This window comes from Ensifer canadensis (assembly GCF_017488845.2).
In the GTDB taxonomy this organism is placed as follows: domain Bacteria; phylum Pseudomonadota; class Alphaproteobacteria; order Rhizobiales; family Rhizobiaceae; genus Ensifer; species Ensifer canadensis.
In genome coordinates, this window is record NZ_CP083370.1 from 176,109 (window position 1) to 190,848 (window position 14,740).

Here is a 14,740-nt window from a genome sequence, read left to right on the forward strand (position 1 = left end):
GCGGATAAAAGGCGCGGTGAAATCGCCGCCGCACAACACTCTCCATCAGCTAGCACTGTCAAATCGTTAAAAAATCCGCGCCGGTTAACGGCTTGTTTACCACGTTTAATGAAAGGTGCGTGTTGAGATGGTCAAAGCTGCAACCGGTCCGGTCCTCGCATTGTTGTAGCTTTGCCCACGTCGCAAGTGCCGCAGGGGTGAAGGAAGCCGTTTCCTTCCGTGGCGACTTTCGAGATGGCCGACGGACAGGGGCGAAGAGCACAATGAATGGATCGCGATCAAATCCTCAGCGCGCTGGTAGCCAGAGCTATGGCGAGCGGCCCTCTCTGGACGCCCTGAACCGCACGATTGAAGGGCTTGAAGCCCGGATCGAAGGCCTGATGAACGGAGCGGGACGCGAGCCGCCGGCCCGTCCAGTCGAGCGCGAGCGTGTCGCCCCCCGCGATATCCCATCCCCGCGTGATGCCGTCTCCGAAATCATGCAGCGCCAGCGGGCGCTTAGCACGTCGCGCGAGCGGCCACCCTTGAGAGACCGTTTGCCGCAACGCGAGCCGGATCGCCTGGCCCAGCGCGAGCCCGAGCGTTACGTCGACGATATACGGCCCCAGCCGGTACGTGCGCCCGTCGCCCGGCCGGCGGCGGCCGTCAACGATATCGCCGAGGCACTCGTCGGATTGCGCCAGGACCTCAAGCGCGACATCACCGAAGGCGTCACCCGCGAGATGAACTCCCTGCGCGCCGAAATTCGCGGCATCAAGGTGCAGGCCCAGGACCACAGCTTCGCCGAGGACGTGCGCGGCGACATGCAGCGCCTTGCCGACAGCATCCAGCAGCTCGGCCGCCAGGCGTCGCCTGCCCAGGCGGATGCGCTGCGCAGCGACTTTGACGATCTGCGGGCGATGATCGACGGCTTGGCGCGCGAAGACAGCGTTCGCCGCATGGAAAGCCGCTGGAACGGCGTCGAGGATCGGTTGATCGCCTTTGACCAGAACCGCGACGACGAGCTGGTGGCGCTGGCCTACCGTCTCGACGAGATCAAGTCGCAGATCGGGGCGCTGGGCAACAGCTCTGCGGTCGACGTGCTTGAAGACAAGATGATTGCGGTCGCCCAGGCGATCGAGATGCTCGGCCGCCAGATACAGCCGGACGACCGGCGCCTCGTGTCGCAGTTCGCTGACCTCGACGCGCGGCTTGACGAAATCAGCCGGGCGATTGCCGCCAACAGCCGCAGTGCCAGCGGCCTCGAGGGCGGGTTCGCCAATCGCCTGGAGACCAGGCTCGGCGACCTCTCGCGGCAGATCGACGGATTGTCCCGCCCTGTTGATTCCGGTCTCGGTGCCCGCCTCGAAGCCTTGGCCGCACGGGTTGAGGATCTCGCCGGCGAGAAGGCTGCGGCCGGACTGGAAGAACGCCTCGACCAGCTTTCCATGCTGATGGAGCGCAGCCACCGAAATGTCCAACCGGACCTGACGAACTACCTCAACGACATCTCCCGCAAGATCGAAGCGCTCGATCAAGGCAGCGTCAACGATGCTCTGGCCGAGCGGCTCGACTATCTCGCCCGCCGCATCGACGACCTCGACACGCTCAGCGCACACCCCGTCGCCGATCCGCGTTTCGACCGTCTTGAAGATCGCCTCGCTGGCATAGCGCAGCGGCTGGAAGAAACCTATGCGGCGCCGTTCGACGACCGCGCCGCGCTGCACAACCTCGAAGCGCAGATCGCCAACCTGTCGACCCTGGTCAGCCAGCCCCGCAGTGAGGCGGGTGCCGCCATGCCGGTGGAATTCGAGAGCCGCATGAATGCGCTCGAAGACTATTTCGCCACCAGCGACGAGTACATCGTCGAGGCCGCGCGGCAGGCGGCCGAGGCGGTGATGGAGGCATATTCCAGGAAGGGCATGCCTCAGTCGGCCGGTGGCGGCGATCTCGCGGCGATCTCGGCGCTGGCGGAAGACCTGCGCACGCTCGAAGATCTGAGCCGCTCCAGCGACGAGCGCACGGCGCGCACCTTTGAAGCCCTGCATGAAACCCTCGTTCACATCGCCGACAAGCTCGAGCGTATCGAGGGCCGCGAGCCCGCCATGGCCGCGGCGCATTACGAGGCGCCGGTGGCGCGCGAAATTGCTGCGATGCCCAAGGCAGCTCAACCGGAATTCAACGACCCGTTCAGCGGCGCCGATCTCGATGACCGCTATCAGGATCTGCAGCGCAACGTCCGCGCGCTCCAGGCGGAAGACGACGGCGTCATTGCCGCCGCCACCGCATCTGCGCATGCGACTGCGTTCGCCGGTGACGAAGGTCAGGTTTCGACCATCGAGCCCGATGGCGCGCGCGAACAGCCGGCTACCGCCCGCACGGGCCTGCTTGCTGACCTGACCCGGCGCTTTTCCGGGAAGCGTGCCGAGCCCGCACAGGAGCTGGCACGACAACTGGTCGAGCCCGCCCCCTCCATCGACCCATCCGAAATGCTGGCACCCGAAGAGGCCAATCAGCTGCTCGAGCCGGGCTCTGGTGTTCCCGACGTCAAGAAGATTCTCGAGCGTGTTCGCGCCGGCCAGATGAACCGCGGCGGCAAACAGGCGGCAGACGGCGACAAGGCGGACTTTATCGCCGCCGCCCGCCGGGCAGCGCAGTTGGCGGTCGAGGAAGCCGATACGCTCAACAAGACCAAGGACGGTGGCGTTGCCAGCGGCGTTGGTGGTGCCTTTGCCCGCCATCGCCGCCCGATCTTGATGGCTGTCGGCGCCGTGCTGCTTGCGATCATGTCCTATCCGCTCGTCGGCGCCATGCTGAAGGGCAGCGATGCGCCCGTTGCCGAACCGGTGGCGATCATCGAACAGCAGTTGGCGCCCGTCGCTGAACAGCCGGCGATCGCCAACGCAACCAAGGTCGCGGGCGACCAGGCACCGGCGGCAGCCGCCGTAGCGACCGAAACACCGGTCGAAGCGCTGCAGCCCATTCCCGAAGCGCCGCTCGATTCCGTCGAGCAGCCGTCAAGCGCCGTTGAGACGCCAGCCGCCGCGACGCCACCGGCCGACACATCCGCATCGACGAAGGCGGTAAACGAAACGCAGGCGCCGTTGCTCCAGCCCGTGCCGGAAGCCAAGGGGCCGGTCGCCGCTTCGACGTTCCAGGCCGCCCCAGTCGATGCCGCGCAGGCCGGAACCTTTGCGCCGGTCGCAAAGGCTGCCGAAGTCGTCCTGCCCGATGGTTTCGGCCCGGTTGCGCTGGTGACGGCCGCCAAGGGTGGCGATCCCCTGGCTTTCTACGAGATCGGTGCGCGCTACACAGAAGGCCGCGGCGTCAATGAAGATCTGGCGGAAGCCGCCAAATGGTATCAGCGCGCCGCCGACGCCGGCGTCGTGCCGGCCGAATACCGGCTCGCCAGCATGTATGAGAAAGGCTCGGGTCTGACGCGCGACGCTGCCAAGGCCAAGGTTCTCTACCTGAAGGCCGCCGAGCAGGGCAATGCCAGCGCCATGCACAATCTCGCGGTCATGCTGGCCAGCGGCCGCGATGGCTCGCCGGATTTCGCCGAGGCGACGAAATGGTTTGCCAAGGCAGCCGAGCTCGGCATCCGCGACAGCCAGTTCAATCTGGCTGTCCTCTATGCCCGCGGCAACGGCGTGCCGCAGGATCTTGAAGCATCCTACAAGTGGTTTTCCGCCGCCGCCCGCGAGGGCGACATGGATGCTGCGGCCAAGCGCGACGACGTGGCCAAGGCGATGAAGCCCGAGCAACTTTCGAGCGCCAAGGCCAAGGCCGACGCATGGAAGCCGCAGGCGGTCGACGCCAAGGCGAACACGGTCGACGTGCCGGATGCCTGGGTAGGACCGGCCAACAAGACCGCCTCGATCGACATGAGCAAGGCCATTCGCAACATCCAGGCGATCCTCAACAATAACGGCTTCGACGCCGGCAAGCCGGACGGCCAGATGGGCAAGAAGACGGTTGCCGCGATCAAGGCCTTCCAGACATCCGTCGGCCAGGAGCCGACCGGTGAAATCACCGACCAGCTGGTGAAGGAATTGCTCAAGCGCAATTCCTGATCCGGCAGGGTCTGCCGCCGCAATAAAGCCGCAGAACCGGGTGACACGGTTCGCGGAGCCGAAGCTGTACGCCATGTGGCTGAAAAGGTTGACAGCTCCGGCCCAGGAGCGCATGACGGAAGCCTATGCCACCTCGCCCTCGGGAGGGGTGTCGGCTTTCAGAGATAATCCCCCCTCCGTGGTGAATTACTTGCCACTGTGACGTTTTTTGCCCGCACCGCGGGCCGTTGGCATATTGAGGTCCGGCGTGACGATTTATCTGCCCATCGCAGAGTTGTCGGTGAACATACTCATCATCCTCGGCATGGGTGCGGCCGTCGGCTTTCTATCGGGCATGTTCGGCGTCGGTGGCGGGTTCCTGATCACGCCTCTCCTGATCTTCTACAACATTCCCCCCGTGGTTGCCGTTGCGACCGGCGCCAACCAGGTCGTGGCCTCCTCGATCTCGGGTGCCATCACCCACTTCCGGCGCGGCACGATCGACATCAAGCTCGGCACGGTGCTTCTGTGCGGCGGCCTTGCCGGGGCAACGGTCGGCGTCTGGCTGTTCTCGCTCTTGCGCCGCGTCGGTCAGCTCGATCTGGTCATCTCGCTGCTCTATGTCGTGCTTTTGGGCTCGGTCGGCAGCCTGATGCTGTGGGAGAGCGTGCGCGCCATGCGCAAGGCGGCCAAGAACCACGCGACGCCGCTGCGCCGTCCCGGGCAGCACAACTGGGTTCACCGGCTGCCGCTGAAGATGCGATTCAAGAAATCGAAGATCTATCTGAGCGTCATTCCCGTCGCTGCCCTCGGCTTCTGCATCGGTGTCCTGACGTCGGTCATGGGTGTCGGCGGTGGCTTCATCATGGTCCCGGCGATGATCTACCTCCTGCGCATCCCGACCAATGTGGTTGTCGGCACCTCGCTGTTCCAGATCATCTTCGTCTCCGCCTACACGGTCATCGTCCAGGCCTCGACCAACTATACCGTCGACATCGTGCTCGCCTTCGTGCTGATGATTGCCGGCGTCGTCGGTGCGCAATACGGCGTCCGGGTCGGCCAGAAGCTGCGCGGCGAGCAGCTGCGCGCGCTGTTGGCGCTGCTGGTGCTTGCCGTCGGCATTCGTCTGGCAATCGAACTCGTCATTCCGCCGAAGGACATCTATTCGGTCGTGTCAGCGGGGTTCGGCTTCTGATGCGCCGCCTCATCAATATCGCCCTCGCAGCCCTGACGCTCTCCTTCGCCGCTCCGGCCAGTGCCCAGCTGCAGGACGAGAACGCCAACGACTTCACCGAGAAGCTGGAGATCGGCATCTCGACCGACGAGATCGCCATCACCTCGGATTTCCGCGGCGCGGATCTGACGATCTTCGGCGCGGTCGACGGTTTCAATCCCAATCTCCTGGCGCAGGGCAAATACAACATCATCGTTTCGCTCGAGGGGCCGAAGGATAATGCGACGGTGCGCAAGAAGGAACGCGTCTTCGGAATCTGGGTAAACACCAGCTCCATGACCTTCGAGCTGGTGCCGGAATCCTATTCGCTGTCGAGCACGCGTGACATCGAGACGATCGCCCCACCGGGTGAAATGGGCAACATGGGCATCGGGGTCGACCACATGCGGCTTGTGCCCCTCGGCTTCGTCGGCGACGGCAGCAATCTCGGCGAGTTCCGCAATGCCTTCCGCCGCATCCGCGAGACGAGCGGCGTCTATGAGCGCGATCCCGGTGGTGTGCAGTTCATCAGCTCCAGCCTGTTCAAGGCGTCGGTGCGCCTGCCTGCCAACGTGCCGAACGGGGTGCATGTTGTGCGCGCCTATCTCTTCCGCGACGGCACCTTCGTCGCCGCCAAGGCGCTGCCGCTGCGCGTGGTCAAGACGGGTTTGGAGCAGGTGATCACCGAGACGGCGCATGGGCAGCCGCTGTTCTACGGCGTTTTTGCCGTGCTGCTCGCTGTCATCACCGGCTGGGGCGCGAGCCTGCTCTTCCGCAAGGAATAGTCCTCGGCGGCAATCGGCCGACGTTCCCTTTTGGGCGCCGGACGGGTAAAGAAGGCCTACTGAATAGTTCCTTAAATCGGAATCGATTTAAGGAGAAAACGATGCAGCAGTTTAAAGCGTTGCAGCGGCCTTAGCGCGTCATTCTTGTCGCGCGGCGCTGCAAGGCAGAAACAGAGGAAACTCCATGAAAGCGATTTTCGTCCAGTTGCAGTGCGCTCCCGGCAAGACCTACGAGGTTGCCGACGAGATCTACCGCAAGGAGATCGTTTCGGAAATGTATTCGACGAGCGGCGACTACGACCTCCTGCTCAAGATCTACATCGAAGAAGGCCAGGACATCGGCAAGTTCATCAACGACAACATTGCCACGGTTGCGGGCATCTCCCGCTCGCTGACGACGCTGACCTTCAACGCGTTCTGAGCTAGCGGGCGGCCCCGCTTTACCCGGCAGGCCTCACGCTCGACGGTGAGGCACGCCTCTCGCGCTGTACGAAAACAATCCGCGATCATTGCACAGCCCGTCGGCGGAGCACCCACGGCTGTTCGATTTTTCCGAAGGTCAAAACTGCTTGCAATTTGATATCAGTTTGATATCGTCAAACTGCTTCAATTATGCAACCAGTTTTGAAAGAGCGGAAAAATGGAAAACTCATCGTCTGGAATCTGGTGACGCTCGACGGTTACTTCGAAGGCGCGAAGAAATGGGATCTCGATTTCCACAACAGTGCCTGGGGTCCTGAACTAGACGAACTCAGCCGTGAGTTTGGACAAAAGACCGAGGCGCTGGTCTTCGGTCGCGTGACCTACGAAGGCATGGCCGCCTATTGGTCGACGACCGAGGAGGAGGGCGAGGTCAAGACCTATATGAACGCTCTGCCAAAGATCGTCGCATCGCGAACGATGGATAGGGCAGAATGGAACAACAGCCGTGTCGTCAGCGATATCGCCGGCGAACTGCGGCGGATGAAGCAGGAAGCCGCGAAAGACCTCTATATTTTCGGCAGTGCCGAACTGGTCGATTCATTGCTGCCGGAAAATCTGATCGACGAGATCATGCTGTGCGTCGTTCCGCTCCGGCTTGGCAAAGGCACGCCGTTCTTCAAGAGTGCCGAAAACGCGATGTCGATGGCGCTTCTGGAAGCGCGACCGCTTTCTACCGGCAGCGTGATCCTGCGTTACGCGCCGCAACCTGTTGCGGCCTGAAACACCGAACGTCGCCGGCGTGAAGTCCGGTGCGCCTCAGGCGATCAGGTTTGTGAAGCGGACCGAGTAGATCCGATCGCGACCAAGCATGTGGGCGACCAGCTTGGCGCGATCGAAGAGGCCGGTCATTGCCCGGTGGCGCAGATCGAGGCCGCCGGTGGTGACGCCGAAGGCCGGCATCAGCAGCCGTTTCCCATCGGTAGCAAAGCAGGCGCGGCGCACCGATTTCTCGCGCCGGACGACCGTCGCTGCCGGGTGCAGGTGGCCGGCAACTTCCCCCGATGCCTCGCCCCTCGATGGTTCATGACGAAAGGTGAGGCCGGCGTGTCGGAATTCGTCCAGCGATATGCCGGGCAGACCCGAGGCGCCATCGGGGTCGTGATTGCCATTGATCCAGACCCATTCCCGTCCCATCGCCATCGCGGCGATCATGTGGCGGAAGGTATCGGGCATCGCCGCGGATCCGACCCGGTCATGGAAATTGTCGCCGAGGCTGATGACCAATCTGGGGTCATGGCGGGTTATCGCCGCTTCGAGCACGCGCAAGGTGGCAAGGGTGTCGTAGGGCGGCAGCATCATGCCGCGCCGGGCAAAGGCCGATCCCTTCTCGAGATGCAGATCGGAAACGACAAGCGTTCTCGTCTCCGGCAGATAGAGGCTGCCGAGCGGATCGCAGACCGCTTCGACGCCGTGGACGATGGCGCGCGCGGAAGCCGCCGTGCCGTCTGTCGGAGCCGATAGTGCGTGAGCGAGCCTGTGCATGCGTCTCTTCACCGTCCTTGTCGTGTTCGCATGAACACGGGGCTATTCTATAGCGGCTCGCCGCCCATCGCTTCGTTGATCAGGTCGTCTGCGGCTTCGGAAAGCAGGAAATCCTGCGCCTCGCCCTGGATCGCCTCCTTGCCGATCTCCAGCATGACGGGAACGGCAAGCGGCGAGATCCGGTCGAGCCGGCGATGGGTGATGTGGCCCTTGATTCGCTTCAGCATATCCCCAAGACGGCCGATGTCCAAAAGCCCGGTTGCCGCATCGTTGCGCGTGGCCTCCAGCAGCAGGTGGTCCGGCTCGTGCGCGCGCAATACGTCGTAAATGAGGTCGGCCGATACGGTCACCTGGCGGCCGGTCTTTTCCTTGCCAGGGTGTCGCTGGTCGATCAGCCCGGCAATGACCGCGCAGTTGCGAAAGGTCCGCTTCAGCAGAAAGGATTCGTTCAGCCAGGCCTCAAGGTCGTCGCCAAGCATGTCCTCGTCGAAGAGATCGGCGAGCGCCTTGCGGCGCAGTTGGAATGTCGCGCCGAGATCGTCCAGCGCCCAGACCGCCAGCGAGTAGTCGGTGGCGACGAAACCGAGCGGTTTCAGGCCGGCACGGTCGAGCCGGCGGGTGAGCAGCATGCCAAGCGTCTGGTGTGCAAGCCGCCCCTCGAAGGCGTAGATCACCATGTAGTGCCGGCTGCCGCGTGGAAAGGTCTCGATCAAAAGTTCGTCCTCGCGCGGCAGCATCGATACGTCCTTCTGCAGCGACAGCCAGTCACGGACCTGTTCGGGCAGTGCCGCCCGCCGGGCCGGGTCGGCCAGCATCTTGCGCACCTGTTCGGCGAGGTAGGTCGACAGCGGAAACTTGCCGCCGGCATAGCTTGGTACCTTCGGGTCGAAGGAAAGCGCCTGGCTGACGAGGCATTCGCTTTCGCGGATGCCTTCGAAACGCAGCACCTTGCCGGAAAACAGGAAGGTGTCGCCCTGCGACAGCATTTCGAGGAAATATTCCTCGACCTTGCCGAGCGACATGCCGCCGCGGCCGAGCGAACCGCGCTGGTTGCGCTTGACCATGCGCACGTTCAGCATCGGCGATTCGACGATGGTGCCGACATTGAGGCGGTATTGCTGCGCGACCAGCGGATTGGAAACACGAAAGAGCCCCTCCTTGGTCTTGCGGATGCGGGCATAGCGCTCGTAGGTCTTCAGCGCATAACCGCCGGTCGCGACGAAATCGACGACGCGCTCGAAGGTTTCCCAGGTGAGCGACGCATAGGGCGACGCGCTGGTGATTTCCTCGTAGAGCGACAGGGGACCGAACGGTGCGGCACAAGCCATGCCGAGCACATGCTGGGCAAGCACGTCGAGCGCGCCCTTGCCGACCGGCGGCGTATCCTGCGCACCGATGTAATTGGCGTCGAGCGCCGCCTGGCACTCCATCACCTCGAAGCGGTTGGCCGGCACCAGGATCGCCTTCGAAGGCTCGTCCATGCGGTGGTTGGCGCGGCCGATGCGCTGAGCGAGCCGGCTTGCCCCCTTGGGCGCGCCGACATGCACGACGAGGTCGACATCGCCCCAGTCGATACCGAGGTCGAGCGTCGAGGTGGCGACGACGGCGCGCAGCCGGTTCTCCGACATAGCCGCCTCGACCTTGCGCCGCTGTGCGACATCGAGCGAGCCATGGTGAAGTGCGATCGGCAGGTTGTCGTCATTGATGGTCCAGAGTTCCTGGAACAGCAGCTCCGCCTGGCTGCGGGTGTTGACGAAGAGCAGGGTGGTGCCGTGCTCCTTGATCGCGGCGTAGACGTCGGCGATGGCGTAGCGTGCCGAATGTCCAGCCCAGGGGACGTGTTCGTCGGTGCGCAGGATGGAGATATCAGGCTTGGCCCCACCCTTAACGGTCACGAGGCCGGCATGGTCGCTTCGATCGGGTGACTGCGGCGCCAGCCAGCGCTGCAGGTCCATCGGGTCGGCGACCGTCGCCGACAGCCCGATCGTCTGCAGCCTGGGCGCCAGTCTGCGCAGCCGGGCAAGGCCGAGCGACAGCAGGTGCCCGCGCTTCGAGGTGACCAGCGAATGCAATTCGTCGAAGACGACGTAGCGCAAATCCCGGAAAAAGCGCTCTGCCTCGCCGTTGGCAAGCAGCAGCGCCAATTGCTCCGGCGTCGTCAGCAGGATGTCGGGCGGGTTGAGCTTCTGGCGCTGGCGCTTTCCCTGCGGCGTGTCGCCGGTGCGGTTTTCAACGCGAAGCGGCAGGCCCATTTCGTCGACCGGCTTCATCAGATTGCGCTCGATGTCGACGGCAAGGGCTTTCAACGGCGAGAGGTAGAGCGTGTGAATGCCGGTAAAGGCGGAGCCCGGAGGGATTTTTCCGCGCCGGGTGAGATCGACGAGAGAGGGGAGAAAGCCGGCGAGCGTCTTGCCGGCCCCGGTCGGCGCGATCAGCAGCGTGCATTCGCCGGCCTCCGCCCGCGCCAGAAGTTCCAGCTGGTGGGCGCGCGGCTGCCAGCCCTTCTCGCCGAACCAGCGAAGGAAGGGGGCGGGCAAGGCCAACGCGTCGCCTTGCGGGCGCGGGGAATCGATCCTGTTCACGGAGAACAAAGGTAGATCAAATCCGGCAAAAGAGAAGCCCGCGGCCTCGGCGATCCCAGGGCGATTGACTCTTCGGTAAATCGTGGATAAAGAATATCCACGATATGGAGGCGGCGAATGAAACTCGGGGACGGTGTCGAGCAGGCGATCCACAGCATGACGATGCTGAGCTGTCTTCAGCCCGGCAGCACGCTGTCGGCGGCAGCGCTCGCCGAATTTCACGGGGTTTCAACCAGCTATCTCCTGAAGCATCTCCAGGCCATGTCCGGGGCAGGGCTGCTCGAAGCGGTTCCCGGCCCGAAGGGTGGCTACCGGCTCGCCCGCCTGCCGGAAAAGATCAGCCTGCTCGATATCGTGCTTGCGGTCGAAGGGCCGGAGCCGGCGTTTCGTTGCAACGAAATCCGGTTGCGCGGCCCCCATCCCTATGCCTGCAAGCCGAAGGCGGCGTGCACGATCAACGTCGCGATGCTGAAAGCCGAGCAGGCCTACCGCGCCGAGCTTCGGCGCGTGACCATTGGTGACATCATCGCCGATCTCAACGCCATAGATGACGGCAGCATCTCGGCGCGGACCAACACATTCCTGGCGGTCAACGAACGCAAGTCGACCGCCGGCGCCTGAAACAACGATCCCAACCACCTGAAGGAGAAGACATGCATCCGCGTTTGAACTTCGTCAAAGCCGCTCCCGACGCTTACAAGGCTGCGGCAGCCTTCGACAGCTACATCATCAAGGAATCCGAACTGGAGCCGCGCCTGATCCACCTGATCAAGTTGCGTGCCTCGCAGATCAACGGCTGCGCCTATTGCATCGATATGCATGTGAAGGAGGCGCGTCATACCGGCATGAGCGAGCAATGGATCCACCTGATCTGCGCCTGGCGCGAATCGCCGATCTATGATGCCCGCGAACGCGCGGTGCTCGCCTGGACCGAAGCGCTCACCAACCTTGCCCAGACCGGTGCGCCCGACGCGGACTTCGAGCCGCTGAGAGAGCATTTTGACGAAGCCGAGATCACCAAGATCACCATGGCCATCGGCGTCATCAATGTCTGGAATCGCGTCGCCGTCGGCCTGCGTTCGCAGCATCCGGTCGATGCGCCGGCAAAGGCCGCCTGATACCTTCGAGGCGGGCCGAAAGCACAGCCCCGAAGTCTATTCGGGGCTATCGGCAAGTGATGTTCTACAGGGCGATGTAACGATCGGCGCGGTGGTTGATGGCCACGAACAGGTTCAGGACCACAGCGCCGAGCACCGACCAGGCAACCACTGCGGGGGACGTCACGCCGAAGGCGGCGACCAGCACGACCATGTCGATGGCAAGCTGCACCAGCCCGGCGCGAACGCCGAAACGCTCCTGCAGGTAGATGCCGAGAATGCCGACGCCACCGAGGCTCGCGCGGTGGCGATAGAGCGCCAGCAGGCCATAGCCGAGAAGCAGGCCGCCGATCAGCGCCGCCCAGGCCGGGTGGATATCGCCGATGTGGAACAGGCGCGACTGGATGTCAGTCAGGAACGAGGTCACGCCGATGGCGATGAAGGTCTTGACCGTGAAGGCCGGCCCAAGCCTCTTCAGCGAGAGATAGAAGAACGGCAGGTTGAGCAGGAAGAACGCGAGGCCGAAGTTCACGCCGGTCGCGTAATGCAGCAGGAAGGCGACGCCGGCGGTGCTGCCGGTGAGCAACCCGGCGCTTGCCAGGAAATACAGGCCGAGCGCGGCGATCAGGCTGCCGGAGAAGATGCCCTGCAGGTCCTCGATCGGCGTGTGCCGGGTCGGGCTGGTGTTCCAAAGACCGAAAACGCTGCTGCTCAGAGCCATGGCAAAAACCTCGATTGCGATGCGCCAAGCAATGCTGCAACGCACAAAAACAATCAAGAAAAATATGTCAGCAATGCTGACGTAATTTTGCGAACCAGCCCTGCGTTTTATGCAGGCTTGCGGGCCAAAAACAGGATGCCCGAGATCGGCTGGCCAGCATCCATGCGGATGATCGTGCGCTCGACAGCCACCATTTCCAAGCCGTGGGATTGGAGAAGCTCGCGGATATAAGCCTCGCTATGGGCGTAGCGCAGCGACGGGCGCAGGACGAAACCATCGTCCGTGCCGGCATCCTCCACCGAGAAGGCAAACAGGCCTCCATCGGAAAGCAGCTTGCCGACGATCTCGGCGACGCCATCGAGGCTGCCGAGATACATCAGCACGTCCGCGGCACTGACGAGATCGGCGCGGGCTGCCGCGAAATTCCCGAAGACATCAGATTGTTCCGGAGGCAGCGATAGGTCGGCCCGCGCCAGCCGGTCATAGACGGCTTTCGTCTCTGCCTTCGACAGCATGTTGGCGGAAATGTCGAAGCCTTCGAGAAATGCCGCCCGCTCGCGGATGCGCTCGCCGAAGAGCCCGGTGCCGCAACCGAGGTCGACGACATGCTCGAAATGCCCGCCGGCCGTTGACGTCTCGATCAGCGCAGCGAGCTTTTCCGGCACGCTGTAATCGAGCTTCTCGACGAGCGCCTGGTCGAACCGGTCGGCGTAGTCATCGAAAAGCCGCTCGACATAAAGGCTCGGCGGTTGTTCCGGCATCTCGGTCGCGCCGAGCAGCGCCAGCTTCAGCCCCGCGCCAAAAATGTCTTTCGGATTGAGGCGCAAGGTTTTGCGCAGCGCGTCGATCGCCGCCTCTTTCCGGCCCGATTTTTCCTCATAGTCCGCCAGCCGGAACCAGCCGGCAGCCCATTCCGGGACACGCTCGAGCGCCTGGGCCATGAGATCGGCCGCGCTCTCGGGCTCGCCGGCCTCGGCAAGCATTTTTGCGTAGTCGGCGCGGCGATCGGCGATCAGGTCGCCGGAGGAGAGCTGGTTGAGCGTCATCAATGTGAGATGTTGGTTGCGATCAGCGCTTCTGACGCCGGACCGGGCAAAACACAAGCGGAATCTGAAAACCGGGCATAATACCAACCTGCGCTGATATTGACCTATTGCGTGGGACCGTCTGCGGTCATCCGGCGAGGAGCATACCGCAAGAGCGATGCCTTGGCATCGGTCGAGGATTGCGACGCTGCCGCTGGCCGACAGAAGGCCCACCCGAAGGGCCGGGCGCTTTTGGCCTCCGGATAGCGTCGATAATCCTCACCGGACCACTTGGTCCGGTTCCGGTTTTCTCCTTGCCGGAAACCAAAATCGCTCCGGCGCAATAGGTCAATATCAGCGCAGGTTGGTATAAGCCCGCCTTTTCCGGTGACTTGCGAGGGTGCGAATGGCAGCTTATGTGAAGGGAAACAGGAGTATTTCGCCGATGTCGGACGGAGTGAACAAATTCTTGGGGGATTCGCCGCTGCGCGTCCTCGTCAAGCTCGTCGTGGTGTCGATCCTGGTCGGGTTCGTCATGACCGTTTTCGGCTGGTATCCCGCCGACATCTATTTCGGCATCCGCAACTTCCTGCTCGACCTCTGGCACACGGGCTTCTCCGCCCTTGGCCGGATCGGCGACTATCTGCTGCTGGGCGCTGCGATCGTCATTCCCGCCTTCGTCATCCTGCGTGTCATGAGCTACCGGCGTTGAGCATGAAGGATCAGCTTTTCCTCATCGAGCGCCGCGGCTTTCTGCGCGCCGGTGCCGTGCTTTCGCTTGGCGCTCTCGCCGGCTGCACCACATCCAACGTGCTGTCGCCGGCAACTGGCACCGGCAGCGACCAGACCGCGGCGAGCCTCGGCTATGTCAACGTCCTGCGCAAGAACAAGGGCCTGTCGCCGCTGGTGGCGGACAAGGCGGCTTCCGCTGCGGCCATGAGCCAGGCGGCGAGAATGGCCAAGGTCGGCAAGATGCAGCACCTGATCGGCTGGAACGACAGTTTCTACGACAGGATGAAGAGCCAGGGCGTGGTCCTTCCGGCTGCCGAGAACATCGCTGTCGGCCAGGACGACGCCGAACGCGCCTATGACGCCTGGTACAAATCGCCGAAGCATCTGGAAAACATGCTTGGCAACTATCGTGGTCTCGGCGTGGCCGTGGCGCAAAACGCCGCTTCGGGCAACCGGCCCTATTGGGCCATGGTGCTGGCGGGCTGATCGCTCGTTTCTCTGTCACCGCGTTCGAGGCCGCCCCTCATCCCCCGGACCTTCTCCCCGCGGGCGGGGAGAAGGGACGACGCTCTACCGTTTTGCCTTCCAT

At 63.4% G+C, this 14,740-nt stretch carries 13 protein-coding genes; 9 read left to right on the forward strand and 4 right to left on the reverse strand.

Annotation, left to right across the window (positions count from 1 at the left end; translation table 11 throughout):
* Nucleotides 1-263 precede the first annotated feature (263 nt).
* The 5 genes from J3R84_RS00835 (at nucleotide 264) to J3R84_RS00855 (ending at nucleotide 7,232) form a co-directional block, all read left to right on the forward strand.
* Nucleotides 264-4,052 (forward strand): SEL1-like repeat protein, encoded by a 3,789-nt coding sequence (locus J3R84_RS00835; protein WP_203527392.1) that lies wholly within the window; start codon nucleotides 264-266, stop codon nucleotides 4,050-4,052.
* Nucleotides 4,053-4,299: 247 nt separating this feature from the next.
* Complete coding sequence (locus J3R84_RS00840) at nucleotides 4,300-5,226, forward strand: sulfite exporter TauE/SafE family protein (protein WP_203527357.1); 927 nt, start codon at nucleotides 4,300-4,302, stop codon at nucleotides 5,224-5,226.
* Nucleotides 5,226-6,029, forward strand: a complete 804-nt coding sequence (locus tag J3R84_RS00845) for a TIGR02186 family protein (protein WP_025425826.1) — start codon at nucleotides 5,226-5,228, stop codon at nucleotides 6,027-6,029. The genes J3R84_RS00840 and J3R84_RS00845 overlap by 1 nt, the downstream gene beginning before the upstream one ends.
* Nucleotides 6,030-6,213: 184 nt before the next feature.
* Nucleotides 6,214-6,450, forward strand: coding sequence for an Lrp/AsnC ligand binding domain-containing protein (locus tag J3R84_RS00850; RefSeq protein ID WP_025425827.1), 237 nt, complete (start codon nucleotides 6,214-6,216; stop codon nucleotides 6,448-6,450).
* A gap of 203 nt (nucleotides 6,451-6,653) precedes the next feature.
* Nucleotides 6,654-7,232 (forward strand): dihydrofolate reductase family protein, encoded by a 579-nt coding sequence (locus J3R84_RS00855; protein ID WP_025425828.1) that lies wholly within the window; start codon nucleotides 6,654-6,656, stop codon nucleotides 7,230-7,232.
* A gap of 36 nt (nucleotides 7,233-7,268) precedes the next feature.
* On the opposite strand, the gene pdeM is transcribed toward J3R84_RS00855, so the two are convergent.
* Together pdeM and J3R84_RS00865 are read right to left on the reverse strand one after the other, a co-directional pair.
* Nucleotides 7,269-7,994: a ligase-associated DNA damage response endonuclease PdeM gene (gene pdeM, locus J3R84_RS00860; protein WP_025425829.1), complete on the reverse strand. Its 726-nt coding sequence runs from the start codon at nucleotides 7,992-7,994 to the stop codon at nucleotides 7,269-7,271.
* Nucleotides 7,995-8,041: 47 nt separating this feature from the next.
* Entirely contained in the window at nucleotides 8,042-10,585 is a 2,544-nt protein-coding gene (locus tag J3R84_RS00865; protein WP_025425830.1) for a ligase-associated DNA damage response DEXH box helicase, read from the reverse strand.
* A 108-nt stretch (nucleotides 10,586-10,693) separates the two neighbouring features.
* On the opposite strand from J3R84_RS00865, the gene J3R84_RS00870 reads away from it, so the two are divergent.
* Both J3R84_RS00870 and J3R84_RS00875 read left to right on the forward strand, forming a co-directional pair.
* Entirely contained in the window at nucleotides 10,694-11,197 is a 504-nt protein-coding gene (locus J3R84_RS00870; protein WP_025425831.1) for an Rrf2 family transcriptional regulator, read from the forward strand.
* Between the two features lie 32 nt (nucleotides 11,198-11,229).
* Nucleotides 11,230-11,694, forward strand: a complete 465-nt coding sequence (locus J3R84_RS00875) for a carboxymuconolactone decarboxylase family protein (RefSeq protein ID WP_025425832.1) — start codon at nucleotides 11,230-11,232, stop codon at nucleotides 11,692-11,694.
* Nucleotides 11,695-11,758: 64 nt separating this feature from the next.
* Here J3R84_RS00875 and J3R84_RS00880 read toward each other — a convergent pair whose 3' ends face one another.
* Nucleotides 11,759-12,394 (reverse strand): YitT family protein, encoded by a 636-nt coding sequence (locus J3R84_RS00880; protein WP_025425833.1) that lies wholly within the window; start codon nucleotides 12,392-12,394, stop codon nucleotides 11,759-11,761.
* A gap of 107 nt (nucleotides 12,395-12,501) precedes the next feature.
* Nucleotides 12,502-13,440, reverse strand: a complete 939-nt coding sequence (locus tag J3R84_RS00885) for a class I SAM-dependent methyltransferase (RefSeq protein ID WP_025425834.1) — start codon at nucleotides 13,438-13,440, stop codon at nucleotides 12,502-12,504.
* Nucleotides 13,441-13,864: 424 nt separating this feature from the next.
* On the opposite strand from J3R84_RS00885, the gene J3R84_RS00890 reads away from it, so the two are divergent.
* Together J3R84_RS00890 and J3R84_RS00895 are read left to right on the forward strand one after the other, a co-directional pair.
* Complete coding sequence (locus tag J3R84_RS00890; RefSeq protein ID WP_025425835.1) at nucleotides 13,865-14,131, forward strand: DUF6460 domain-containing protein; 267 nt, start codon at nucleotides 13,865-13,867, stop codon at nucleotides 14,129-14,131.
* A gap of 2 nt (nucleotides 14,132-14,133) precedes the next feature.
* Entirely contained in the window at nucleotides 14,134-14,637 is a 504-nt protein-coding gene (locus J3R84_RS00895) for a CAP domain-containing protein (protein ID WP_025425836.1), read from the forward strand.
* The last annotated feature ends 103 nt before the right edge of the window (nucleotides 14,638-14,740 follow it).

Bases quoted from the DNA above. Each gene is read 5' to 3' on its own strand.
- J3R84_RS00835 (WP_203527392.1), top strand. From the start codon at position 264: ATGAATGGATCGCGATCAAATCCTCAGCGCGCTGGTAGCCAGAGCTAT.
- J3R84_RS00845 (WP_025425826.1), top strand. From the start codon at position 5,226: ATGCGCCGCCTCATCAATATCGCCCTCGCAGCCCTGACGCTCTCCTTC.
- J3R84_RS00850 (WP_025425827.1), top strand. From the start codon at position 6,214: ATGAAAGCGATTTTCGTCCAGTTGCAGTGCGCTCCCGGCAAGACCTAC.
- pdeM (WP_025425829.1), bottom strand. From the start codon at position 7,994: ATGCACAGGCTCGCTCACGCACTATCGGCTCCGACAGACGGCACGGCG.
- J3R84_RS00870 (WP_025425831.1), top strand. From the start codon at position 10,694: ATGAAACTCGGGGACGGTGTCGAGCAGGCGATCCACAGCATGACGATG.
- J3R84_RS00875 (WP_025425832.1), top strand. From the start codon at position 11,230: ATGCATCCGCGTTTGAACTTCGTCAAAGCCGCTCCCGACGCTTACAAG.
- J3R84_RS00880 (WP_025425833.1), bottom strand. From the start codon at position 12,394: ATGGCTCTGAGCAGCAGCGTTTTCGGTCTTTGGAACACCAGCCCGACC.
- J3R84_RS00885 (WP_025425834.1), bottom strand. From the start codon at position 13,440: ATGACGCTCAACCAGCTCTCCTCCGGCGACCTGATCGCCGATCGCCGC.
- J3R84_RS00890 (WP_025425835.1), top strand. From the start codon at position 13,865: ATGTCGGACGGAGTGAACAAATTCTTGGGGGATTCGCCGCTGCGCGTC.
- J3R84_RS00895 (WP_025425836.1), top strand. From the start codon at position 14,134: ATGAAGGATCAGCTTTTCCTCATCGAGCGCCGCGGCTTTCTGCGCGCC.